Origin of the sequence: Leclercia sp. CFBP8987 (genome assembly GCF_034044995.2) — a bacterium.
Lineage (GTDB): Bacteria > Pseudomonadota > Gammaproteobacteria > Enterobacterales > Enterobacteriaceae > Enterobacter > Enterobacter tamurae.
Map to the genome: position 1 here is coordinate 4442767 of NZ_CM188255.1, position 22156 is coordinate 4464922.

Sequence of the window (22156 nt, forward strand, 5' to 3'; positions counted from 1 at the left end):
AAGCGCAGCGCCACCGGGCAAGGCGCTTAGGCCTCGATCACTTCATACGAATGCGTAATGTTGACCGCTTTCTCCAGCATCAGCGCCACGGAGCAGTACTTCTCCGCAGAGAGATCCACCGCGCGGGATACCGCCGCATCTTTCAGCGCTTTGCCGGTGACCACGAAGTGCAGGTTGATATGGGTGAACAGGCGCGGCGCCTCTTCACGGCGCTCTGAGGTCAGCTTCACTTCACAGTCGGTCACATCGTGACGCCCTTTTTGCAGGATCGACACCACGTCGATGGCGCTGCATCCGCCTGCCGCCATCAGGACTACTTCCATCGGGCTTGGCGCTTTATCACCGGAGTTGCCATCCATCAAAATCTGGTGCCCGGAAGCGGACTCACCAAGGAACGTTAACCCTTCTACCCATTTCACACGTGCTTGCATTTGTATTAACTCCAGGAGTGCATTTTTGCTGACAGATTACGCGTCAGTAACAATTCTGACAACGGAAGTCGACCTGCATCAAGCTGAAGCGAGACACCAGGAGACACGCGGCAAAAGCTATGCTAAAACAGTCGGGATGCTACAGTAATACATTGACGTTGCACATGTATGCAGAGGACATCACACATTCCAGGCTGCTAATTATTGTGCCAGCCAGACCCCAGGCAGGGGAAAGAATTCGATTGCAACCCCAGAGTACAGGTACATAGCCAGACTCTGGAGACAGCTTATAACAGAGGATAACAGCGCATGGTGCTTGGCAAACCGCAAACAGACCCGACTCTCGAATGGTTCTTGTCTCATTGCCATATTCATAAGTACCCATCGAAGAGCACGCTGATTCACCAGGGTGAAAAAGCGGAAACGTTGTATTACATCGTCAAAGGCTCAGTGGCAGTGCTGATCAAAGATGAAGAAGGCAAAGAGATGATCCTCTCTTACCTGAATCAGGGAGATTTCATCGGCGAGCTGGGCCTGTTTGAAGAAGGTCAGGAGCGTAGCGCCTGGGTGCGTGCGAAGACCGCGTGTGAAGTGGCTGAGATCTCCTATAAGAAGTTCCGCCAGCTGATCCAGGTTAACCCGGATATCCTGATGCGCCTCTCCTCGCAGATGGCTCGCCGTCTGCAGGTCACGTCCGAGAAAGTGGGTAACCTCGCCTTCCTCGACGTAACGGGCCGTATCGCTCAGACCCTGCTGAACCTGGCGAAACAGCCAGACGCCATGACCCACCCGGACGGTATGCAAATTAAAATTACCCGTCAGGAAATTGGTCAGATCGTCGGATGTTCGCGTGAGACAGTCGGTCGTATTCTGAAAATGCTGGAAGATCAAAACCTGATTTCCGCCCACGGTAAAACCATCGTGGTTTACGGAACACGTTAATTCCGCTCAAACGGCGTGGCATCGCAGGATGCCACGCCGTTTTTGTCTCTAGCATCCATGTGGCGCAGGCTCATTTATCACCCGGAAGTTAACTACGCACTGCGGCAAACCCTGGTGTTGTGTCTCCCCGTGGCTGTGGGTTTGATTTTCGGTCATCTGCAACAGGGACTCCTCTTTTCTCTGGTTCCAGCCTGCTGCAACATCGCTGGCCTGGACACACCGCATAAACGCTTTTTTAAACGTCTGACTATTGGCGGCTGCCTGTTTGCCGGATGTAGCCTGGCCGTCCAGCTGTTGCTGGCGCGGGATATTCCACTGCCGCTCATTCTGACGGTACTGGCAATGACCTTAGGCGTCACGGCAGAAATCAGCGCTCTCCATGCGCGACTCCTGCCCGCCTCGCTGATTGCGGCCATCTTTACCCTGAGTCTTGCCGGGAACATGCCGGTCTGGGAACCGCTGCTCCTCTATACGCTGGGCACCCTCTGGTACGGGCTGTTTAACTGGTTCTGGTTCTGGATGTGGCGCGAACAGCCGCTGCGCGAGTCGCTGAGCATGCTCTATCAACAGCTGGCGGATTACTGCGAAGCGAAATATACCCTGCTGACCCAGCACACTGACCCTGAGAAATCGTTGCCACCGCTGCTGGCCCGCCAGCAGAAGGTAGTGGATCTGATCAGCCTCTGTTACCAGCAGCTGCATATGCTGGCGGCCAACAGAAATCACGAATACAAACGCCTGCTGCGCACCTTCCAGGTGGGGCTGGATCTGCAGGAGCATATCTCCGTCAGTCTGCACCACCCGAAGGAGGTGCAAAAGCTGGTGGAGCGCAGTCACGCCGAAGCGGTGATCCGCTGGAACGCACAGACCGTGGCGGCCCGCCTGCGGGTGCTGGCTGATGACATCCTCTATCATCGCTACCCCACTCGCTTTAGCATGGACAAACCGCTCGGCGCGCTGGAAAAAATCGCCCGTCAGCACCCGGATAACCCGGTGGGACAGTTCTGCGCCTGGCACTTCAGCCGTATCGCCCGGGTGCTGCGCACCCAGCGTCCGCTCTACCCGCGCGACCTGATGGCCGACAAGCAGAAACGCCTGCCGCTGATCCCCGCCCTGAAAAGCTATCTGTCGCTGAAGTCTGCCGCCCTCCGTAATGCGGCGCGTATCAGCGTGATGCTGAGTATCGCCAGCCTGATGGGCATAGCGCTGCACCTGCCGAAACCTTACTGGATCTTAATGACCGTCCTGCTGGTAACGCAAAACGGCTACAGCGCGACGCGGGTGCGTATTTTCCACCGGGCGGCCGGCACCATGGTGGGGCTGATCATCGCCGGTGTCACCCTGCACTTCCACGTTCCGGAAGGCTATACCCTCGCCGGGATGCTGGTGATCACTCTGGTAAGTTACCTGTTTATTCGTAAGAACTACGGCTGGGCGACGGTGGGCTTTACGGTCACGGCGGTATATACCCTGCAACTGCTGACCCTGAACGGTGAGCAATTTATTATCGCCCGGCTGGCCGATACCCTGATTGGCTGTCTGATTGCCTTCGGCGGCATGGTCTGGCTGTGGCCGCAGTGGCAGAGCGGGCTGCTGCGGCAGAATGCCCACGACGCGCTGGAGGCCGATCAGGAGGCCATCCGCCTGATCCTCAGCGACGATCCGCAGCCGACGCCGCTGGCCTGGCAGCGCATGAAGGTCAACCAGGCGCACAACGCCCTGTTCAACTCGCTCAACCAGGCGATGCAGGAGCCGGGCTTCAATTCGGCGTATCTGGCGGATATGAAACTGTGGGTAACGCACAGCCAGTTTATCGTCGAGCATATCAACGCGATGACGACCCTGGCGCGGGAGCATACGATGCTGACGCCAGACCTGGCGCAGCGTTATCTGCAGTCGTGTGAAATTGCGCTTCAGCGCTGTCAGCAGCGTCTGGAGTATGATTCGCCGGGTGAAAGCGGCGATGAGAATATCCTGGAAGCTCCCGAAACCCTGACCTACGGGCCTATGAGCACCCTGGAGCAGCATCTGCAGCGCATCCTGGGGCATCTGAATACCATGCACACCATTTCGTCAGTGGCGTGGCGACAGCGTCCGCATCATGGGATCTGGTTGATCCGGCGTTTGAAACGGACGCCGTATTAGCTTTTGTGCCCGGCGGCGCTACGCTTGCACGGGCCTACGCCTGAACCACGCGCTTCACCGCGGCGGCAAAACGGCTCATCCCTTCGTCGATATCCTCGCTCTCCACCAGCAGCGACGGCGCAAAGCGCATCACATCCGGCCCGGCATTGAGCACCATCGCCCCTTCGCTGGCGGCGGCGTAGAGGAAATCGCGCGCCCGGCCTTTGTATTGCGGCTTCAGCTCGGCACCAATCAGCAGCCCCATGCCGCGAATATCACTGAAGAGATCGTACTGAGCATCGATCTGCTGAAGGTGCTTCACAAACTGCTCCCGCTTCGTGTTAACGCCGCTCAGCACTTCCGGGGTGTTGATAATATCGAACGCTGCCTCAGCCACCGCGCACGCCAGCGGGTTACCGCCGTAGGTGGAGCCGTGAGAGCCCACGTGGAACGCCGAAGCAATATCCTGAGTGGTCAGCACCGCGCTGACCGGGAAACCGCCGCCGAGCGCTTTAGCGCTGGTCAGGATATCCGGGGTCACGCCGTAGTGCATGTAGGCAAACAGATCCCCGGTACGCCCCATGCCGCTCTGCACTTCATCAAATACCAGCAGGGCCTGGTGCTGATCGCACAGCTCGCGGAGCCCCTGCAGGAACTCGGGGGTTGCCGCCATCACGCCGCCTTCACCCTGAATCGGCTCAACTACCACCGCGCAGGTGTGATCGTCCATCACCGCTTTTACCGCATGCAGATCGTTAAACGGGACGTGGATGATGTCGGCCGGTTTCGGGCCAAAGCCGTCGGAATATTTTGGCTGACCGCCCACGGTCACGGTAAACAGCGAACGACCGTGGAAGGCGTTGTGGAAGGCGATGATTTTGGTTTTGAACGGGCTGTGGCGAGTGGAGGCGTAGTAGCGCGCCAGCTTAAAGGCCGTTTCGTTGGCTTCGGTGCCGGAGTTCATGAACAGCACGCGCTCGGCAAAGGTGGCGTCGATGATTTTACGCCCCAGACGCAAAGCCGGTTCGTTGGTAAAGACGTTACTGGTGTGCCACAGGGTCTCCCCCTGGGTTTTGAGCGCCTCGACCAGCGCCGGGTGACAGTGGCCTAACGCCGTCACCGCAATGCCGCCCGCAAAATCAATATACTCTTTACCCTGCTGATCCCAGACGCGGCTGCCTTTTCCCTTCACCGGGATAAACTCGGCCGGTGCATAAATTGGCAGGATAACTTCATCGAATGTTGCGCGCGTAATTGCAGATTGTTCAGTTGCCATGTAACCCCACCCTTTTTTAAGCAAAAAGCAGAAGTGAAAATATAATCACGAAATATGCTTAAAAAATCACTTTATGGCAACTAAAAAACAACGATTGAGGAAATTAGCCAGCAGCTGGTGGCCCTGTTCGCTGAGAATGCTTTCCGGGTGGAACTGCACCCCTTCCAGATCCCATTCGCGATGGCGGATACCCATGATCTCCTGAGTCTCGCTCCAGGCGGTGACCTCAAAGCAGTCGGGTAAGGTGGGCGGGTCAATAACCAGCGAATGATAGCGGGTCACGGTGAGAGGATTATTCAGGCCAGAGAAGACCCCCGTGCCGTTGTGGGTCACCGGGGCGGTTTTGCCGTGCATCACTTTGGCGGCACGAACGATCGTTGCGCCAAAGACCTGACCGATGGCCTGATGCCCGAGGCAGACGCCGAGGATCGGCAATTTACCGGCATAGTGTTGGATCACCGCCAGCGAGATCCCGGACTCATCCGGTGTGCAGGGGCCGGGAGAGATAACAATTTTCTGGGGATTCAGCGCCGCGACATCCTCCAGAGAGAGCACGTCGTTGCGCCGGACCACCACCTCCGCCCCCAGCTCGCAAAAATACTGGTACAGGTTCCAGGTGAAGGAATCGTAGTTATCAATCAGCAGAATCATGGCGGCTCCTGAAAAAATGGCCGCCCTATTCTACTCAGTTTCCCGGGCTTCGCTTACCACTTTGCTGAAGATTGTGTTCAGCGCGCTCAGATCGCCCATCGCACCGCTCTGGTTGGCCTGGGCCCACTCCTCCGGGTCGATACCGCGCCAGTCGAGCTGATAGCCCGCATGGATCGCCAGCTGTTCAAAGAAGATGCGCTGAACAATACCATTGCCGATGCGGAACGGGTGCAGGACGTTGATTTCGCAGTAGTAATGGCTAAGGCGATTAATAAAATCCGCTTTCTCCAGTCCGACGAGATACCCCTCCTCCTCCAGATCCTGCATCAGGGCATTGCCCTCTTTTTCGATATAGGCGAAGTGACAGAACCGGGTATCCCCCTGATAAATATCCATTTCGCGAATATCGCCCGCCCAGTCAAAAATATCCTGGTAGAGATGCTGGTGGATGGCGCACAGGTGCGGCAGTCCGCGCAACAGCGGCCCCAGAGGCAAGGTCGCGGCGCGCAGCGCGGTGAATTCATATGCGGCCTGCGCAAGGCGTTCCGCCTGACGAATGCCCAGCCGGTTACGCATCACGTTCAGTTCCGGGTAGAGATAGGGGTCGCGATCGTTGCCGTATTTATCGCTCATGCTGCCTCCCTAACTCCTCAAGACGATGCTGCGCCTCATCTGCGCTGAGGGTGACTAATGGACTGTCGACCCCTTCAAGGCGGCGGCTGGCCTGAAAATTCGTGTTTCGCTGTTGTTCCCAGAGACGGGATTTTTGCTTATCAGTGAGTTTTTTCACCTGTTACCTCCCTGCTTGTGCCCGTGTTGCCACAAGTATAAGCAGCAAACTGCGGTTTCGCAGGGAGGTAAAGGTAACGCGGGCAAAACCTGCCCGCGCTATGAGGGATTAAGGCAGGACTTTCGCAGAGAGGATAACTACCGGTTTTGTCGGCACATTCTGGTACGGACCGACATCGTGAGTCTGCACCTGAGAAATTTTATCGGCCACATCCATGCCTTTCACAACTTTACCAAACACCGCATAGCCAAAATCACGCTGGCCGTGGTCGAGGAAGGCGTTATCCGCCACGTTGAGGAAGAACTGGCTGGTGGCGCTGTCTTTATCGGCAGTACGCGCCATCGAGATGGTGCCGCGGCTGTTGCGCAGGCCGTTATCCGCTTCGTTCTTGATTGGCGGGTTCGGCTGTTTCTGCTGCATCTGCTCGTTGAAGCCGCCACCCTGCAGCATAAAGCCCGGGATCACGCGGTGGAAGGTGGTGCCGTTATAAAAACCGCTGTTCACATAATCGAGGAAGTTTTTCACAGAAACAGGGGCTTTCTGACTGTTCAGTTCCAGCTCAATGTTACCGGCAGAGGTGGTCAACAGAACGTGCGGGTCTCCTTTTGCTGCCAGCGCAGCAGGAGAGAGGGCTGAGAGAGCGAGTACAGCCGCGACAGCCGCCAGAGTTGATTTGAGCATGAGAATTCCTTAACAAAGCGCAGTAAAGAAAGCGAATGGCTTGATTCTAAAGAGCAGTATGGATCCAGGCCAGCCATTTACCTAATTTTACGCATTTGAAACAGTTGTAACCGCCGGGCAAACTGACGACACCGATGTTAACGTGATCTAAATCACATCAAAAACTGCAATTTTTGTTTAATTAACCATAAAAGATTTAAATAGATCACATTCACGCTTAAAATCTGGCCGCCCGCAGCGCCGTCAACGCGCTTTACCTTTCTATTCACAGGCCAGTCATGACTAACAGCAATCGTATCAAGCTCACATGGATCAGCTTCTTCTCCTACGCCCTTACAGGTGCGTTGGTGATTGTCACCGGGATGGTGATGGGAAATATCGCAGACTATTTTAATCTGCCGGTTTCCAGCATGAGTAACACCTTCACCTTCCTTAACGCCGGGATCCTGATCTCCATCTTCCTGAACGCCTGGCTGATGGAAATCGTCCCCCTGAAAACCCAGCTGCGTTTCGGCTTTGTACTGATGGTCGCCGCCGTCGCTGGCCTGATGCTCAGCCACAGCATCGCCCTGTTCTCTGCCGCCATGTTTGTGCTCGGGCTGGTCAGCGGGATCACCATGTCGATCGGCACGTTCCTCATTACGCATATGTATGAAGGCCGCCAGCGCGGCGCGCGTCTGCTGTTTACCGACTCCTTCTTCAGCATGGCAGGGATGATCTTCCCGATGGTGGCTGCGGCTCTGCTGGCTCGCAGCATTGAGTGGTACTGGGTTTATGCCTGCATCGGCCTGGTCTACGTGGCAATTTTCGTCCTGACCTTCGGCTGTGATTTCCCGGTACTCGGCAAAAAAGCCCAGGCCACCAGCGAACCGGTGGCGAAAGAGAAATGGGGTATCGGCGTGCTGTTCCTCTCCGTTGCCGCCCTGTGCTACATCCTCGGCCAGCTGGGCTTTATCTCCTGGGTGCCAGAGTATGCCAAAGGGCTGGGCATGAGCCTGAACGATGCCGGTCAGCTGGTCAGTGATTTCTGGATGTCGTACATGTTTGGTATGTGGGCGTTCAGCTTTATCCTGCGCTTCTTCGATCTGCAGCGGATCCTCACCATACTGGCAGGTGCCGCCACCGTCCTGATGTATCTGTTCATCAACGGTTCGCCGGAGCAGATGCCGTGGTTTATCCTGACGCTCGGCTTCTTCTCCAGCGCCATTTATACCTCAATCATTACTCTGGGCTCCCTGCAGACCAAAGTGGCCTCGCCGAAACTGGTTAACTTCGTGCTCACCTGCGGCACCATCGGCACCATGCTGACCTTCGTGGTTACCGGCCCGATTGTGGCCCACAGCGGCCCGCTGGCGGCGTTACACACCGCTAACGGTCTCTACGCCGTGGTGTTCGTGATGTGCCTGGTGCTGGGCTTCGTGACCCGCCACCGCCAGCATAACGTGGCAGCAGCGTCTCATTAATCCCTCACGCCCCTTTGCTTCCTGCAGAGGGGCTGTTTCGGGTAAAGCTCACCTCTTCTCCCCCGTTATCCATCTGGATCCAGGTCTGCGCCAGCTGCGTGGTGGCAATCACCCGCCCCTGACGAATCGACCAGCGTACCGGCACCTGGCACCGCACCGCATCAAAGCCCGTCTCCGCAGGCAGGATCACCAGGTTAGCCGGGTTGCCCGGTTCGATACCGTAATCGGCCAGACCAAAGGTCCGCGCGCTGTTATGGGTGATCAGATTCAGCCCGCTGTCGATCTGCTGATAACCCATCATCTGGCAGACGTGCAGCCCCATATGCAGGACCTGCAGCATGTTGCCGGTGCCCAGCGGATACCAGGGGTCAAACACGTCGTCATGGCCGAAGCAGACGTTAATCCCCGCCTCCAGCAGCTCCTTCACACGGGTGATGCCCCGGCGTTTTGGGTAGTCGTCAAACCGCCCCTGCAGATGGATATTCACCAGCGGATTGGCGACAAAGTTAATCCCGGAGAGCTTCAGCAGGCGGAACAGCCGGGAGGTATAGGCCCCATTGTAAGAGTGCATGGCGGTGGTATGGCTGGCGGTGACGCGTGGGCCGATCCCGGCCTCATACGCCAGCGTCGCCACCGTTTCGATAAACCGCGACTGCTCGTCGTCGATTTCATCGCAGTGAATATCCAGCGGCCGGTCGTACTTCTTCGCCAGTTCAAAAGCGATATGCAGGGACTGCACGCCGTACTCGCGGGTGAACTCAAAGTGCGGGATAGCACCCACCACGTCAGCCCCGAGCCGTAACGCCTCCTCCAGCAGGGCGGCGCCGTTGGGATAAGAGAGGATCCCCTCCTGCGGGAAGGCGACGATTTGCAGCTCAACCCACGGGGCGACCTCTTGTTTCACCTCCAGCATTGCCTTCAGGGCGGTAAGCGTGGGGTCGGAGACATCCACATGGGTACGCACAAACTGGATGCCGTTGGCGATCTGCCACTTCAGGGTTTTCCACGCCCGGGCTTTGACATCCTCATGGCTGAGCAGCGCCTTGCGCTCTGCCCAACGTTCGATGCCCTCAAACAACGTGCCGGACTGGTTCCAGTTCGGCTCCCCGGCGGTCTGGGTGGTATCGAGATGAATATGCGGTTCGATAAACGGCGGAAGGGCCAGCCCACCGCGCGCGTTTAAGACTTCATGGCTCTCGTTCTGCCCTTCGCCCATCGGGGTGATTTCGCCAAAACGACCGTTCTCGATAGCCAGTTGCCATAACCCGTCCCGACCCGGTAACCGAACGTTCTGGATAAGCCAAAGCGGTGCTGTAGACATCGTATTCTCCCGAAAAAGAGCGCTGAAATTTAGGAGTAGCGGATCAATAAGATTAGCCCCCTAATTTGTACACAAAATCGGCTATCACGAAAAGCCTGCGATTTCCGTTACTTAGAAAAAACCTGACAAATCAGCAATCTACTCACTAAGGAGTAGTCTAAGGCGTATTTGATTTGCATCAATAAGTGCCGTTGCTGAATCGTTAAGGTAGGCAGTAATAGAAAAGAAATCGAGGCAAAAATGAGCAAAGTCAGACTCGCGATTATCGGTAACGGCATGGTCGGTCACCGCTTTATTGAGGATCTTCTTGATAAAGCCGATGCCGCCCAGTTCGACATTACCGTGTTCTGTGAAGAACCCCGTAAAGCGTACGACCGCGTACACCTCTCCTCCTACTTCTCTCACCACACCGCCGAAGAGCTCTCTCTGGTGCGTGAAGGTTTTTACGAGAAACATGGCGTGAAGGTGCTGGTGGGCGAACGCGCTATCACCATCAACCGTCAGGAAAAAGTGATTCATTCCAGTGCGGGACGCACGGTTTTTTACGACAAACTGATCATGGCGACTGGCTCTTACCCGTGGATCCCACCGATCAAAGGGTCAGAAACTCAGGATTGCTTCGTCTATCGTACCATTGAAGATCTCAACGCCATCGAATCCTGCGCCCGCCGCAGCAAACGCGGCGCGGTGGTTGGCGGCGGTCTGCTCGGCCTCGAAGCCGCTGGCGCACTGAAAAACTTAGGCGTTGAAACCCACGTCATCGAATTTGCCCCGATGCTGATGGCAGAGCAGCTCGACCACATGGGTGGCGATCAGCTCAAACGCAAAATTGAGAGCATGGGTGTGAAAGTTCACACCAGCAAAAACACCAAAGAGATTGTTCAGGAAGGCACCGAGGCGCGTAAAACCATGCGCTTTGCCGACGGCAGCGAGCTGGAAGTGGACTTCATCGTCTTCTCCACCGGTATTCGCCCGCGCGACAAGCTGGCTACCCAGTGCGGCCTGGCCGTTGCCCAGCGCGGCGGTATCATGATCAACGATAACTGCCAGACCTCCGATCCGGATATTTATGCCATCGGTGAGTGCGCCAGTTGGAATAATCACGTCTACGGTCTGGTTGCCCCTGGCTACAAAATGGCGCAGGTCACCGCTGACCACATCCTCGGTAATGATAACGCCTTCGCTGGCGCAGACATGAGCGCCAAGCTGAAACTGCTGGGCGTGGATGTGGGCGGTATTGGTGATGCACATGGCCGCACACCAAACTCCCGCAGCTACGTCTACCTCGATGAAAGCAAAGAGGTTTATAAGCGTCTTATCGTCAGCCCGGACAACAAAACCCTACTCGGGGCGGTGCTGGTGGGTGATACCAGCGACTTCGGCAACCTGCTGCAACTGGTGCTGAACGCCATCGAGCTGCCGGAGAATCCGGACGCACTGATCCTGCCAGCCCATGCGGCCAGCGGTAAGCCGTCGATTGGTGTCGATAAACTGCCGGACAGCGCGCAGATTTGCTCCTGCTTCGATGTCACCAAAGGCATGCTGATCTCCGCCATCAACAAGGGCTGCCATACCGTGGCGGCGCTGAAAGCCGAAACCAAAGCCGGGACCGGCTGCGGCGGCTGTATCCCGCTGGTCACCCAGGTGCTCAACGCCGAACTGGCGAAACAGGGTATCGAAGTGAACAACAACCTGTGCGAGCACTTCGCTTACTCTCGCCAGGAGCTGTACCACCTGATCCGCGTGGAAGGCATCAAATCCTTCGACGAACTGCTGCAGAAACATGGCCAGGGCTACGGGTGTGAAGTCTGTAAACCGACCGTCGGTTCTCTGCTGGCCTCCTGCTGGAATGAGTACGTGCTCAAGCCGCAGCACACTCCGCTGCAGGACACCAACGACAACTTCCTGGCTAACATCCAGAAAGACGGGACCTACTCGGTGATCCCACGCTCTGCTGGCGGTGAAATCACGCCGGAAGGTCTGGTGGCCGTGGGCCGCATCGCCCGCGAATTTAACCTCTACACCAAAATCACCGGTTCCCAGCGTATCGGCCTGTTCGGCGCGCAGAAAGACGACCTGCCGGAAATCTGGCGTCAGCTGATTGAAGCGGGCTTCGAAACCGGTCATGCCTATGCCAAAGCGCTGCGTATGGCGAAAACCTGCGTGGGCAGCACCTGGTGCCGCTACGGCGTGGGCGACAGCGTCGGCTTCGGCGTCGAGCTGGAAAACCGCTACAAAGGCATCCGTACTCCGCACAAAATGAAGTTCGGCGTCTCCGGCTGTACCCGTGAATGTGCCGAAGCGCAGGGTAAAGACGTGGGCATCATCGCCACCGAGAAAGGCTGGAACCTGTACGTCTGCGGTAACGGCGGGATGAAACCGCGTCATGCGGACCTGCTGGCGGCGGATATCGACCGCGAAACGCTGATCAAATACCTCGACCGCTTCATGATGTTCTACATCCGTACCGCGGACAAACTGACCCGTACCGCGCCGTGGCTGGATAACCTGGAAGGCGGCATCGACTACCTGAAGTCGGTCATCATCGACGACAAACTCGGCCTGAACGCAACGCTGGAAGAAGAGATGGCGCGCCTGCGTGACGCCGTGATTTGTGAATGGACTGAAACCGTCAACACCCCGGCGGCGCAGGTTCGCTTCAAACACTTTATTAACAGCACCCAGCGCGACCCGAGCGTGCAGGTGGTGCCAGAGCGCGAGCAGCATCGCCCGGCGACACCTTATGAACGCATTCCGGTCATGCTGGTGGAGGAAAACGTATGAGCCAGTGGGTCAACATCTGCAAAATCGACGAGATCCTGCCTGCCACCGGCGTGTGCGCGCTGTTAGGCCATGAGCAGGTCGCCATTTTCCGTCCACGCCACGACGAACAGGTCTTTGCCATCAGCAATATCGACCCGTTCTTCGAGGCCAGCGTGCTCTCCCGCGGGATCATCGCTGAGCATCAGGGCGAGCTGTGGGTTGCCAGCCCGCTGAAAAAGCAGCGTTTCCGCCTGAGCGACGGTCACTGTATGGAAGATGAGAGCCGCTCCGTGAAGCACTATGACGTTCGCGTCAAAGACGGCAAGGTGCAGCTGCGAGGCTAACAAATATGGGAGGTGCAATGCCTCCCATTGTTTTATCAAAATTGATTTAATTTATTTATTTTTTCTTTTTAATATTACGGGTAATCAAATGTTTACAGACACTATTAATAAGTGTGCGGCTAATGCTGCCCGCATTGCACGTCTCAGCAAAAACAGTCCTCTCGGCTTCTGGATCAGCTCCGCCATGGCGGGCGCCTATGTCGGCCTCGGGATCATTTTGATTTTCACCCTCGGTAATCTGGTCGATCCGTCCGTGCGTCCGCTGGTGATGGGCGCCACCTTTGGTATTGCCCTGACCCTGGTGATCATCGCCGGTTCTGAACTGTTTACCGGTCACACCATGTTCCTGACCCTGGGCGTCAAAGCGGGCACCATCACGCAGGGCCAGATGTGGGGCATCCTGCCGCAAACCTGGCTGGGTAACCTGGTGGGCTCGGTGTTTGTCGCCCTGCTCTACAGCTGGGGCGGCGGTAGCCTGCTGCCGGTGGATACCAGCCTCGTGCACACCGTCGCGCTGGCAAAAACCTCCGCACCGGCGATGGTACTGTTCTTCAAGGGCGCGCTCTGTAACTGGCTGGTCTGTCTTGCTATCTGGATGGCAATCCGTACCGAAGGCGCCGCGAAATTTATCGCCATCTGGTGGTGTCTGCTGGCCTTTATCGCTTCCGGCTACGAGCACTCCGTCGCCAACATGACCCTGTTTGCCCTCTCCTGGTTCGGTCACCACAGCGAAGCCTATACGCTGTCAGGTATCGGTCATAACCTGTTGTGGGTAACGCTTGGCAATACCCTTTCTGGGGTTGTATTTATGGGTTGGGGTTACTGGTATGCTACCCCTAAAGCGGAGCGTCCGACTCCGGCTACCATCGCAACCGTTCAGGCGAAAGCCAACCAGTAAGAAGAGGTAATGTCGTGGATCACCTGCCAATATTCTGTCAATTACGCAATCGCGACTGCCTGCTGGTAGGGGGTGGCGATGTAGCTGAACGTAAAGCCCGCCTGCTGTTAGAGGCAGGTGCCCGACTCACCGTCAATGCCCTCGACTTCGCCCCGCAATTCACCGTGTGGGCGCAGGAAGGGATGCTCACTCTCGTCGAGGGTGAGTTCCAGGAATCACTGCTCGATACCTGCTGGCTGACCATTGCGGCCACCGATAACGATGCGGTTAACCAGCGGGTCAGCGACGCCTGCGAAGCGCGACGGATCTTCTGCAACGTGGTGGATGCGCCGAAAGAGGCGAGCTTTATCATGCCGTCGATTATTGACCGCTCCCCGTTGATGGTCGCCGTCTCCTCCGGCGGGACCTCTCCCGTGCTGGCGCGTCTGCTGCGCGAAAAGCTGGAAGCGATCCTGCCGCAGCATCTGGGCCAGGTGGCTCACTACGCGGGGCAGCTGCGCTCCCGGGTGAAAAAGCAGTTCGCTACCGTAGGTGAACGCCGCCGCTTCTGGGAAAAATTCTTCGTAAACGATCGGCTGGCGCAGTCGCTGGCGAATCAGGATCGGAAAGCCGTGGAAGAAACCACCGAGCAGCTGATCAATGCCCCGCTCGATCACCGGGGCGAAGTGGTGCTGGTGGGTGCTGGTCCGGGCGATGCCGGGCTGTTAACCCTGAAAGGGTTACAGCAGATCCAGCAGGCGGATATCGTGGTTTATGACCGTCTGGTCTCCGACGACATCATGAACCTGGTGCGCCGGGATGCGGATCGGGTGTTTGTTGGCAAACGTGCCGGGTATCACTGCGTCCCCCAGGAAGAGATCAACCAGATCCTGCTGCGTGAAGCGCAGAAGGGCAAACGCGTGGTGCGTCTGAAAGGCGGGGATCCCTTTATCTTCGGGCGCGGCGGTGAGGAGCTGGAGACGCTGTGCGAGGCGGGCATTCCGTTCTCGGTGGTGCCAGGCATTACTGCCGCCTCCGGCTGCTCGGCCTATTCTGGTATCCCGTTGACCCACCGTGACTACGCTCAGAGCGTGCGCCTGGTTACCGGCCATCTGAAAACCGGCAGCGAGCTGGACTGGCATAACCTGGCCGCAGAGAAACAGACTCTGGTGTTCTATATGGGGCTAAACCAGGCGGCGACCATTCAGGCTAAACTGCTCGACCACGGTATGGATGCAGAGATGCCGGTTGCGCTGGTGGAGAACGGCACCTCGATTAAACAGCGTGTGGTCAGTGGCCTTTTAACCCAGTTGGGCGAGCTGGCCCAGCAGGTGGAAAGCCCGGCGCTGATCGTGGTGGGCCGGGTGGTGGCGCTGCGTGACAAGCTTAACTGGTTCTCAAACCACTAAGCCAGACTGAACATATTCCCCGCAAAATGAGTAGTCCTGTTATGGACTACTCCTCTCTTACCGCTATCGATAACATACCTTCCGCGAAAGCACATTCTCTATATATTCCCTCAAGTTACACACAAGGAAGCGTTATGTTCAAACTGGCAAAGATTGCCCTGGTTGCAGGCATCTTAACTACCCTGACGGCGTGCACCGGCCACGTGCAAAACACCAAAAATAACTGCAGCTACGACTACTTGCTGCACCCGGCGATCTCGATCTCCAAGATCATCGGCGGCTGCGGCCCGGCAGCAAATCAGTAAGCCTTTTTCAGGCATAAAAAAACCGGGAATTTCCCGGTTTTTTTATTGGCGAGAGCATCGCGGCCTGATGCCCTCACCCTGGCCCTCTCCCACAGGGAGAGGGTACAAACCCTAAAAACGGTAACCATGTTACCGTTTTACATTTACCTACGGCTTAGCTACAAACCCAATCGCTTCGTACACCGCTTTCAGCGTTTCAGAGGCGCGCGCGCTGGCTTTCTCGGCGCCGTCTTTCATTATCTTCTGCAGGAAGGCTTCGTCGTTACGGAACTGGTTATAGCGCGCCTGCAACTCGGTCAGCATGCCGGAGACCGCATCAGCCACTTCACCTTTCAGGTGGCCGTACATTTTGCCTTCGAAGTGCTGCTCCAGCTCAGGGATGCTCTGGCCAGTCACGCCCGAGAGAATATCCAGCAGGTTAGAGACGCCCGCTTTATTCTGCACGTCGTAACGCACCACTGGCGGCTCGTCAGAGTCGGTGACCGCACGCTTAAGCTTCTTCACCACCGCTTTCGGATCTTCCAGCAGGCCGATTACGTTGTTGCGGTTATCGTCCGACTTGGACATCTTTTTGGTCGGCTCCAGCAGGGACATCACGCGGGCACCGGACTTCGGAATGAACGGCTCTGGCACCTTGAAGACATCGCCGTAAATCGCGTTGAAACGCTGGGCAATATCGCGGCTCAGCTCGAGGTGCTGCTTCTGGTCTTCACCCACCGGGACCTGGTTGGTCTGATACAGCAGAATGTCCGCCGCCATCAGTACCGGATAATCAAACAGGCCAGCGTTGATGTTTTCAGCGTAACGGGACGATTTGTCTTTAAACTGGGTCATTCGGCTCAGTTCACCGAAATAGGTGTAACAGTTCAGGGCCCAGCCCAGCTGGGCATGTTCCGGAACGTGAGACTGAACGAAGATGGTGCTTTTCTCAGGATCGATACCGCAGGCCAGATACAGCGCCAGGGTGTCGAGGGTCGCTTTACGCAGTTTTTCCGGATCCTGACGGGCGGTGATCGCATGCAAATCCACGATGCAGTAGATGCAATGATAGTCATCCTGCATGCCCACCCACTGACGCAGCGCACCCATATAGTTGCCAATGGTCAGTTCACCTGAGGGCTGTGCGCCACTAAATACGATGGGCTTAGTCATTTTTCAATTCCTGATTTTCACTGTGCGAAAGCCCGAGAACGGGCAGTAAATCTTTGAAGTGGTCGAAGACGAAATCCGGCTCACTCAGCGTAATGGATTCACCGTAGTTATAGCCATAGGTCAGGCCAACGGACGGGCAACCTGCAGCCCTGGCCGCCAGAATATCATTGCGTGAATCCCCGACAAAGAGCAGCGCGTCCGGCGTTAAGGATAATTTTCCTGCCACCAGCAACAGCGGTTCGGGATGCGGCTTCTTATTCTGCACGTCATCGCCGCCGACAATTACCGAGAAGTATTTGGCGATATCCAGCGCTTCCAGCAAGGGTGCGACAAAGGCCGTCGGTTTGTTGGTCACCAGCGCCAGCGGCATGCCTTCAGCATGCAGCGCGCTCAGCGTGCCGGCCACATCCGGAAACAGGAAGCTGCCCTCTTCCACCGTCTCTTCATAGAAACGGTTGAACAGCTTACGCAGCACGCGAAGTTGCTCTTCCTGCGGAATATCCGCGTGATCGACGCCAGGTTTGCCCTGCGCTGCACGCTGAATGGCACGCTCCTGACGCGCCCAGGTCAGCGCGCGCTCCATCAGCACGTCTGCCCCGTTACCGATCCACGTGATCACGCGATCTTCGCCCGCTACCGGCAGCTCCAGCGCATACAGCGCCTGATCTACCGCCGCGGTTAAGCCTGGCGCGCTGTCTACCAGCGTGCCGTCGAGGTCAAACGCCACGCCCCGAATTGCCTGCAAATTATTCATGACTTACCTTCGCCAGTTCACTGCGCATTTCATCAATAACTTTTTTGTAGTCCGGCTGATCGAAGATCGCAGAACCGGCCACAAACATATCTGCGCCTGCCGCGGCGATTTCACCGATGTTGCTCACCTTCACGCCGCCGTCCACTTCGAGACGGATATCAAAACCGGATTCGTCGATGCGACGACGCACTTCGCGCAGCTTATCCAGAGTGTGTGGAATGAAAGACTGGCCGCCGAAGCCCGGGTTCACGGACATCAGCAGGATCACATCCAGCTTGTCCATCACGTGATCGAGATAGCTCAGCGGCGTGGCCGGGTTAAACACCAGGCCAGCTTTACAGCCGTGCTCTTTGATCAGCTGCAGGGTGCGGTCAACGTGTTCGGAAGCTTCAGGATGGAAGGTGATGATGCTGGCACCCGCGGCGGCAAAATCCGGCACGATGCGGTCGACCGGCTTCACCATCAGATGCACGTCAATAGGGGCGGTCACGCCGTAGTTGCGCAGTGCCTTGAGGACCATCGGGCCGATGGTCAGGTTAGGCACGTAGTGGTTATCCATAACGTCGAAATGAACGACATCCGCACCGGCAGCGAGGGCTTTCGCGGTATCTTCGCCCAGCCGGGCAAAATCAGCCGAAAGAATTGAGGGTGCAATCAAATACTGTTTCATCCGCATCTCCTTGAACTTTGTTTAACGGCGGGCGAAACGGCTCAGGGGAGATAGAGAGCCAGCAGTTCGTCCACCTTTTTACGTGTACCGCCGTTGCTGCTGATGCTGCGCCGGACTTTGACCTGATAATGATCTGCGGCCTTGTACCATTCGCGCGTATCAGGCGTGTCGTGATTCGAAATTAACACCGGAATTCTTTTGCTGACCAGCTTTTCCGCCATTTCCGCCAGACGTGCCTGCTCGGCAGGGCTGAAGCTGTTGGTGTGATAAGCGGTGAAGTTCGCCGTTGCCGACAGAGGGGCGTACGGCGGATCGCAGTAGACTACCGAGTCGGCGTCCGCTTTATCCATACACTCTTCATACGAGAGACAATGGAACTCCGCATTCTGCGCTTTTTCAGCAAAGTGATACAACTCGGCCTGAGGGAAATACGGACGCTTGTAGCGACCGAAAGGCACGTTGAATTGACCACGCAGATTATACCGGCACAGGCCGTTGTAGCCATGGCGGTTGAGGTAGAGGAACAGTAGCGCACGACGGAACTTATCCTCGCACTGATTAAACTCAGCGCGGAGCTGGTAGTAAACGTCCGGGTTGTTGTTCTCTGGGGTAAACAGCTTACGCGCCTCATCTACGTACTCGTCGGTACGCAGCTTTACGATGTTATAGAGGTCGATAAGGTCGCTGTTGATATCCGCAAGGATATAGCGGGAGTAGTCGGTATTGAGGAATACCGAGCCCGCGCCCACAAAGGGTTCGACAAGACACTCGCCCGCAGGCAGGCGTTGTTTAATATCATCGAGCAGGGGGTATTTCCCCCCTGCCCATTTCAGAAAAGCGCGATTTTTTTTCATGCTGACTAACTGATTACACCTTCTCCGGCTGTGGAGAAAGCTCCGACAGCATCCTGCGCTTCACAGATTACTTCAAATCGGACTGAACCTGACGGATCGGCTTCGCCCATGGGTTTTTCGCCTGAACATCGGCTGGCAGTGTGGCGACCGCGCGTTTTGCTTCATCTTTCGAAGCATACACGCCGCTTACCAGCACATACCACGGCTGACCGTTACGGGTGGTCTCATAGACGACAAAGTTCTTCAGGTTCGTCTTTTTCGCCCAGCTGTTCAGGTTGTCATAGTTGGAAGAACTGCTCAACTGCAGCGTGTAGTTGCTGGATGACGCAGACTTCAGTGAACTCACATTCCCTGACGATTTACCGGTGCTGGCAGTGGCCGCAGGTGCAGCTGCCGCTGGTGCCGCGGCTGTCGCCGTCGGTGCTGGCGTTGCGGTCGCTTTCGGTGCCGTTGCTGTCGCAGCAGGGGCTTTCGCTGGTGCGCTGGCTGCAGTTTCAGTGTGCTTCGGCTGGGCGACGGCTTTTGGCGTTTCCGCTTTCGCCACTGGTTGCGGCTTCACTTCACGCTTCGGCTCAATCACCGTCTGCTTACGTTCCTGATGCTGGGCAGGCTTAGTCTGACGTGGCGCAGTTTCTGTCGCCGCGGTCTGCTGTTGCCCGGTCGCACCACGGATTGGCGCTACGGTGGCAGGCTCGGTCGGCAGCGTGGAGTTGACCACCACGTTGTTAACCTGCTGCTGATTCTGCTGTTGCGTCAGCGCATTGTTCAGATCGCCCTGCACTTCAACACGCTGCTGGCCTTCCGGGGTTGCCGGTGCCTGGCCCTGGGTTGGTGTGGATGCGACCGGCGGCAGAGAGATCTCCTGCTGAGTATTCTCGGCGGAGGTGGTCCCTGGCGCAGGCTGGGTGCCGTTGGCCTGATCGGCAGCATTACCGGAAAGATCGACACTCTTCTCAGTAGAGGCGCGCTGATCGGCTGGATTGCTCGACGGGGCTTTAAGTGCGGAGCCGACGCCGATAATCAGCAGCAGCAGGACCAGCACCCCCAGCCCCATCATAATATACTGGCGGGAAGCGGGTTTCGCCGGAGCGGCTTTACGCTTACGCGGGCGGCGCTCTACGGGCGCTTCGTCCACTGAATCATCTTCAGACTCAAAATCTTCTTCACGCTCGTCGCGGGCAGCACGGCCACGCGAAGGACGAGGGTCGTCGTTTTCTACATCGACCTCGTCAAAGTTAATTTGCGGCTCGTTATCGCGTTCTGAAGCCTGGCGAGTACGACCAGTACGACGATCGCTGGGATCGGGTTTCAGCTCGTCTTCTGGTTTGAATTCATCCATTTAACACCCCACTAAAAGGCTTATGCCTACGACTTTGCACATCACCTGAAGCAAAATGGCTACGTTTACCGCAGCCGGACCTTTCTAATAGTTACGCCTGCTGACAATCAGCAATAGCGCCAAGAACTACATCGTGCGGCACACCGCCACGCACTTCACTCTTACCTATCGCAAGCGGGAGTACCAGACGCATCTCGCCTGCTAATACTTTTTTATCACGCATCATATGCGGCAGGTAGGCCTGCGCAGACATTTCACGCGGCCCCGTCACCGGTAACCCGGCACGCTCAAGCAGCGTGATAATGCGTTGCGTATCCGCCTTGCTGAACTGACCCAGACGTTCCGAGGTGCGCGCGGCCATTACCATTCCCGCCGCCACGGCCTCGCCATGCAGCCAGTTACCGTAGCCCATTTCGGCTTCGATAGCATGACCGTAGGTGTGCCCCAGATTCAGTAAAGCACGTAAGCCTGTTTCGCGCTCGTCTGCGGCCACGACTTCTGCTTTCAGCTCACAGCAGCGGCGAATACAGTACGCCATCGCCTGACCATCCAGGCGCAATAAGGCATCCATATTCTCTTCCAGCCAGCCAAAGAACGCGCCGTCCAGAATAATGCCGTACTTGATCACTTCCGCCAGGCCCGACGCCAGCTCACGCTGAGGCAGGGTTTGCAGACAGTCGAGATCCACCACCACCGAAGCGGGCTGGTAGAACGCGCCAATCATGTTTTTGCCAAGCGGATGGTTAACGGCTGTTTTGCCGCCAACAGAAGAGTCGACCTGCGACAACAGCGTGGTAGGAATTTGAATAAAACGTACGCCACGCTGATAGCTTGCCGCAGCAAACCCCGTAAGATCGCCAACAACACCGCCGCCTAACGCCAGCAGTGTAGTATCGCGACCATGCGGTTTTTGCAGTAATGCGGTAAAGACGGTATCCAGTACCGTCAGGCTTTTATACTGCTCGCCATCAGGCAGAATCACACTGTCGACCTTCACGCCAGCCTGTTCAAGGCGCTGACGCACAGAGTCGAGATAAAGCGGAGCCAGCGTCTCGTTGGTGACCAGCATTGCCTGATCACCCGCTTTCAGTGGTAAGAAGGAAGCTGGGTCGTTAAACAAACCAGCCGCGATAGTGATAGGGTAACTCCGTTCACCGAGAGTGACTGTAATCCTCTCCATAGCGCGACATCCACCTTAAATGCTTTTACCCGCAGGCGAGTGTATATAAAGCCAGAATCAGTTGCTTTCCAGCATATGAATAATCTGGTTTGCGACCACTTTAGCGCTCTGGTCGTCTGTGCGAATGGTGACGTCGGCAATCTCTTCGTACAGCGGATTGCGTTCACCAGCCAGGGCTTCCAGAACTTCGCGTGGAGGTGTCTCAACCTGCAGCAACGGGCGTTTTTTATCACGCTGCGTACGCGCCAGCTGTTTTTCGATGGTCGTTTCGAGATAGACCACGACACCGCGGGCGGAGAGACGGTTGCGAGTTTCGCGAGATTTTACAGAGCCGCCGCCAGTAGCCAGCACAATGCCCTGTTTTTCCGTAAGTTCATTAATGACTTTTTCTTCACGGTCACGGAAACCCTCTTCGCCTTCTACATCGAAGACCCAGCCCACATCAGCTCCGGTTCGTTTCTCAATCTCTTGATCAGAATCGTAAAATTCCATATTGAGTTGTTGAGCTAACTGGCGCCCAATAGTGCTTTTGCCGGCACCCATAGGCCCAACCAGAAAGATATTGCGTTTCTCTGCCATTTTTTCGGTACTACTAAGACTATTCGTTAATGGTAAACCCGCTGCACCGATATCGTGCGTAGCAGGACATGAACTGAAACCTCATATGCGATAGAGCGAGAGTCAGACTAAAAATTATCTCAATACTCTTGCTTGTTTGGCAACAGATTAAATCACCCTGCATGCCGCTTAAGTTATTAAGGAGTGAGATTGAGTAAGCTGATTCTCAAATCGGTACTCCTTGTATGCTAATTCATGCCCCACGTCAAACA

At 56.4% G+C, this 22156-nt stretch carries 22 protein-coding genes; 8 read left to right on the plus strand and 14 right to left on the minus strand.

Annotated elements, in window-relative coordinates; translation table 11 throughout:
• Nucleotides 1-26: 26 nt before the first annotated feature.
• Nucleotides 27-431, minus strand: coding sequence for an OsmC family protein (locus SOM40_RS21460; protein WP_142487354.1), 405 nt, complete (start codon nucleotides 429-431; stop codon nucleotides 27-29).
• Nucleotides 432-740: 309 nt separating this feature from the next.
• On the opposite strand from SOM40_RS21460, the gene crp reads away from it, so the two are divergent.
• Both crp and SOM40_RS21470 read left to right on the plus strand, forming a co-directional pair.
• The gene (gene crp / locus SOM40_RS21465; protein WP_000242758.1) at nucleotides 741-1373 is read left to right on the plus strand and encodes a cAMP-activated global transcriptional regulator CRP; all 633 of its coding nucleotides are present in this window, start codon (nucleotides 741-743) and stop codon (nucleotides 1371-1373) included.
• Nucleotides 1374-1430: 57 nt separating this feature from the next.
• Nucleotides 1431-3518, plus strand: coding sequence for a YccS/YhfK family putative transporter (locus SOM40_RS21470; RefSeq protein WP_320530937.1), 2088 nt, complete (start codon nucleotides 1431-1433; stop codon nucleotides 3516-3518).
• Nucleotides 3519-3552: 34 nt separating this feature from the next.
• On the opposite strand, the gene argD is transcribed toward SOM40_RS21470, so the two are convergent.
• From argD to ppiA, 5 genes are all read right to left on the minus strand, one after another.
• Nucleotides 3553-4773, minus strand: coding sequence for a bifunctional acetylornithine/succinyldiaminopimelate transaminase (gene argD / locus SOM40_RS21475; protein WP_320530925.1), 1221 nt, complete (start codon nucleotides 4771-4773; stop codon nucleotides 3553-3555).
• 66 nt (nucleotides 4774-4839) lie between these two features.
• A complete protein-coding gene (gene pabA, locus SOM40_RS21480; protein WP_320530924.1) occupies nucleotides 4840-5424 on the minus strand; it encodes an aminodeoxychorismate synthase component 2 in 585 nt (194 codons plus the stop codon).
• Between the two features lie 30 nt (nucleotides 5425-5454).
• Nucleotides 5455-6057, minus strand: a complete 603-nt coding sequence (locus SOM40_RS21485; RefSeq protein ID WP_166184365.1) for a putative adenosine monophosphate-protein transferase Fic — start codon at nucleotides 6055-6057, stop codon at nucleotides 5455-5457.
• Nucleotides 6047-6214, minus strand: a complete 168-nt coding sequence (ficA, locus tag SOM40_RS21490; protein WP_166184367.1) for a FicA/YhfG family antitoxin — start codon at nucleotides 6212-6214, stop codon at nucleotides 6047-6049. Before ficA ends, SOM40_RS21485 begins: the two co-directional genes overlap by 11 nt.
• Before the next feature lie 108 nt (nucleotides 6215-6322).
• Nucleotides 6323-6895, minus strand: coding sequence for a peptidylprolyl isomerase A (gene ppiA, locus SOM40_RS21495; RefSeq protein ID WP_032614775.1), 573 nt, complete (start codon nucleotides 6893-6895; stop codon nucleotides 6323-6325).
• Nucleotides 6896-7173: 278 nt separating this feature from the next.
• Here ppiA and tsgA point away from each other — a divergent pair, with 278 nt between their 5' ends.
• Nucleotides 7174-8358, plus strand: a complete 1185-nt coding sequence (gene tsgA / locus SOM40_RS21500; RefSeq protein ID WP_320530923.1) for an MFS transporter TsgA — start codon at nucleotides 7174-7176, stop codon at nucleotides 8356-8358.
• Nucleotides 8359-8362: 4 nt separating this feature from the next.
• Here the strand turns inward: tsgA and SOM40_RS21505 are convergent, their stop codons facing one another.
• The gene (locus SOM40_RS21505; RefSeq protein ID WP_320530922.1) at nucleotides 8363-9679 is read right to left on the minus strand and encodes a cytosine deaminase; all 1317 of its coding nucleotides are present in this window, start codon (nucleotides 9677-9679) and stop codon (nucleotides 8363-8365) included.
• A 240-nt stretch (nucleotides 9680-9919) separates the two neighbouring features.
• Here SOM40_RS21505 and nirB point away from each other — a divergent pair, with 240 nt between their 5' ends.
• From nirB to SOM40_RS21530, 5 genes are all read left to right on the plus strand, one after another.
• Nucleotides 9920-12463, plus strand: a complete 2544-nt coding sequence (nirB, locus tag SOM40_RS21510; RefSeq protein WP_320530921.1) for a nitrite reductase large subunit NirB — start codon at nucleotides 9920-9922, stop codon at nucleotides 12461-12463.
• Nucleotides 12460-12786, plus strand: a complete 327-nt coding sequence (nirD, locus tag SOM40_RS21515; RefSeq protein ID WP_032614780.1) for a nitrite reductase small subunit NirD — start codon at nucleotides 12460-12462, stop codon at nucleotides 12784-12786. Before nirB ends, nirD begins: the two co-directional genes overlap by 4 nt.
• Nucleotides 12787-12874: 88 nt before the next feature.
• Entirely contained in the window at nucleotides 12875-13684 is an 810-nt protein-coding gene (gene nirC / locus SOM40_RS21520) for a nitrite transporter NirC (RefSeq protein WP_166184376.1), read from the plus strand.
• Between the two features lie 14 nt (nucleotides 13685-13698).
• Complete coding sequence (gene cysG / locus SOM40_RS21525) at nucleotides 13699-15072, plus strand: siroheme synthase CysG (protein WP_320530920.1); 1374 nt, start codon at nucleotides 13699-13701, stop codon at nucleotides 15070-15072.
• Between the two features lie 134 nt (nucleotides 15073-15206).
• A complete protein-coding gene (locus tag SOM40_RS21530; RefSeq protein ID WP_032614785.1) occupies nucleotides 15207-15377 on the plus strand; it encodes a YhfL family protein in 171 nt (56 codons plus the stop codon).
• Nucleotides 15378-15524: 147 nt separating this feature from the next.
• Here the strand turns inward: SOM40_RS21530 and trpS are convergent, their stop codons facing one another.
• The 7 genes from trpS to aroK all read right to left on the minus strand — a co-directional run bounded on the left by trpS (nucleotide 15525) and on the right by aroK (nucleotide 21905).
• Nucleotides 15525-16529, minus strand: a complete 1005-nt coding sequence (trpS, locus tag SOM40_RS21535; protein ID WP_106995196.1) for a tryptophan--tRNA ligase — start codon at nucleotides 16527-16529, stop codon at nucleotides 15525-15527.
• A complete protein-coding gene (gene gph / locus SOM40_RS21540; RefSeq protein ID WP_106995197.1) occupies nucleotides 16522-17283 on the minus strand; it encodes a phosphoglycolate phosphatase in 762 nt (253 codons plus the stop codon). Before gph ends, trpS begins: the two co-directional genes overlap by 8 nt.
• Nucleotides 17276-17953: a ribulose-phosphate 3-epimerase gene (gene rpe, locus SOM40_RS21545; protein WP_106995198.1), complete on the minus strand. Its 678-nt coding sequence runs from the start codon at nucleotides 17951-17953 to the stop codon at nucleotides 17276-17278. Before rpe ends, gph begins: the two co-directional genes overlap by 8 nt.
• 41 nt (nucleotides 17954-17994) lie before the next feature.
• Nucleotides 17995-18807: an adenine-specific DNA-methyltransferase gene (gene dam / locus SOM40_RS21550; protein WP_106995199.1), complete on the minus strand. Its 813-nt coding sequence runs from the start codon at nucleotides 18805-18807 to the stop codon at nucleotides 17995-17997.
• A 67-nt stretch (nucleotides 18808-18874) separates the two neighbouring features.
• Nucleotides 18875-20146, minus strand: coding sequence for a cell division protein DamX (damX, locus tag SOM40_RS21555; RefSeq protein ID WP_225760068.1), 1272 nt, complete (start codon nucleotides 20144-20146; stop codon nucleotides 18875-18877).
• A 91-nt stretch (nucleotides 20147-20237) separates the two neighbouring features.
• Nucleotides 20238-21326, minus strand: a complete 1089-nt coding sequence (gene aroB / locus SOM40_RS21560) for a 3-dehydroquinate synthase (RefSeq protein WP_320530919.1) — start codon at nucleotides 21324-21326, stop codon at nucleotides 20238-20240.
• Nucleotides 21327-21383: 57 nt separating this feature from the next.
• Nucleotides 21384-21905 carry a shikimate kinase AroK gene (aroK, locus tag SOM40_RS21565; protein ID WP_010436374.1) on the minus strand — a complete coding sequence of 174 codons (522 nt, stop codon included), beginning with the start codon at nucleotides 21903-21905 and terminating at the stop codon, nucleotides 21384-21386.
• Nucleotides 21906-22156: the final 251 nt, after the last annotated feature.

What these genes read in the sequence shown, in the direction of transcription:
- pabA (WP_320530924.1), bottom strand. Translation starts at nt 5,424, where the DNA reads ATGATTCTGCTGATTGATAACTACGATTCCTTCACCTGGAACCTGTAC.
- trpS (WP_106995196.1), bottom strand. Translation starts at nt 16,529, where the DNA reads ATGACTAAGCCCATCGTATTTAGTGGCGCACAGCCCTCAGGTGAACTG.
- SOM40_RS21505 (WP_320530922.1), bottom strand. Translation starts at nt 9,679, where the DNA reads ATGTCTACAGCACCGCTTTGGCTTATCCAGAACGTTCGGTTACCGGGT.
- dam (WP_106995199.1), bottom strand. Translation starts at nt 18,807, where the DNA reads ATGAAAAAAAATCGCGCTTTTCTGAAATGGGCAGGGGGGAAATACCCC.
- tsgA (WP_320530923.1), top strand. Translation starts at nt 7,174, where the DNA reads ATGACTAACAGCAATCGTATCAAGCTCACATGGATCAGCTTCTTCTCC.
- ppiA (WP_032614775.1), bottom strand. Translation starts at nt 6,895, where the DNA reads ATGCTCAAATCAACTCTGGCGGCTGTCGCGGCTGTACTCGCTCTCTCA.
- aroK (WP_010436374.1), bottom strand. Translation starts at nt 21,905, where the DNA reads ATGGCAGAGAAACGCAATATCTTTCTGGTTGGGCCTATGGGTGCCGGC.
- SOM40_RS21470 (WP_320530937.1), top strand. Translation starts at nt 1,431, where the DNA reads ATGTGGCGCAGGCTCATTTATCACCCGGAAGTTAACTACGCACTGCGG.
- gph (WP_106995197.1), bottom strand. Translation starts at nt 17,283, where the DNA reads ATGAATAATTTGCAGGCAATTCGGGGCGTGGCGTTTGACCTCGACGGC.
- rpe (WP_106995198.1), bottom strand. Translation starts at nt 17,953, where the DNA reads ATGAAACAGTATTTGATTGCACCCTCAATTCTTTCGGCTGATTTTGCC.
- SOM40_RS21530 (WP_032614785.1), top strand. Translation starts at nt 15,207, where the DNA reads ATGTTCAAACTGGCAAAGATTGCCCTGGTTGCAGGCATCTTAACTACC.
- damX (WP_225760068.1), bottom strand. Translation starts at nt 20,146, where the DNA reads ATGGATGAATTCAAACCAGAAGACGAGCTGAAACCCGATCCCAGCGAT.
- SOM40_RS21460 (WP_142487354.1), bottom strand. Translation starts at nt 431, where the DNA reads ATGCAAGCACGTGTGAAATGGGTAGAAGGGTTAACGTTCCTTGGTGAG.
- nirC (WP_166184376.1), top strand. Translation starts at nt 12,875, where the DNA reads ATGTTTACAGACACTATTAATAAGTGTGCGGCTAATGCTGCCCGCATT.
- nirB (WP_320530921.1), top strand. Translation starts at nt 9,920, where the DNA reads ATGAGCAAAGTCAGACTCGCGATTATCGGTAACGGCATGGTCGGTCAC.
- SOM40_RS21485 (WP_166184365.1), bottom strand. Translation starts at nt 6,057, where the DNA reads ATGAGCGATAAATACGGCAACGATCGCGACCCCTATCTCTACCCGGAA.
- argD (WP_320530925.1), bottom strand. Translation starts at nt 4,773, where the DNA reads ATGGCAACTGAACAATCTGCAATTACGCGCGCAACATTCGATGAAGTT.
- aroB (WP_320530919.1), bottom strand. Translation starts at nt 21,326, where the DNA reads ATGGAGAGGATTACAGTCACTCTCGGTGAACGGAGTTACCCTATCACT.
- nirD (WP_032614780.1), top strand. Translation starts at nt 12,460, where the DNA reads ATGAGCCAGTGGGTCAACATCTGCAAAATCGACGAGATCCTGCCTGCC.
- crp (WP_000242758.1), top strand. Translation starts at nt 741, where the DNA reads ATGGTGCTTGGCAAACCGCAAACAGACCCGACTCTCGAATGGTTCTTG.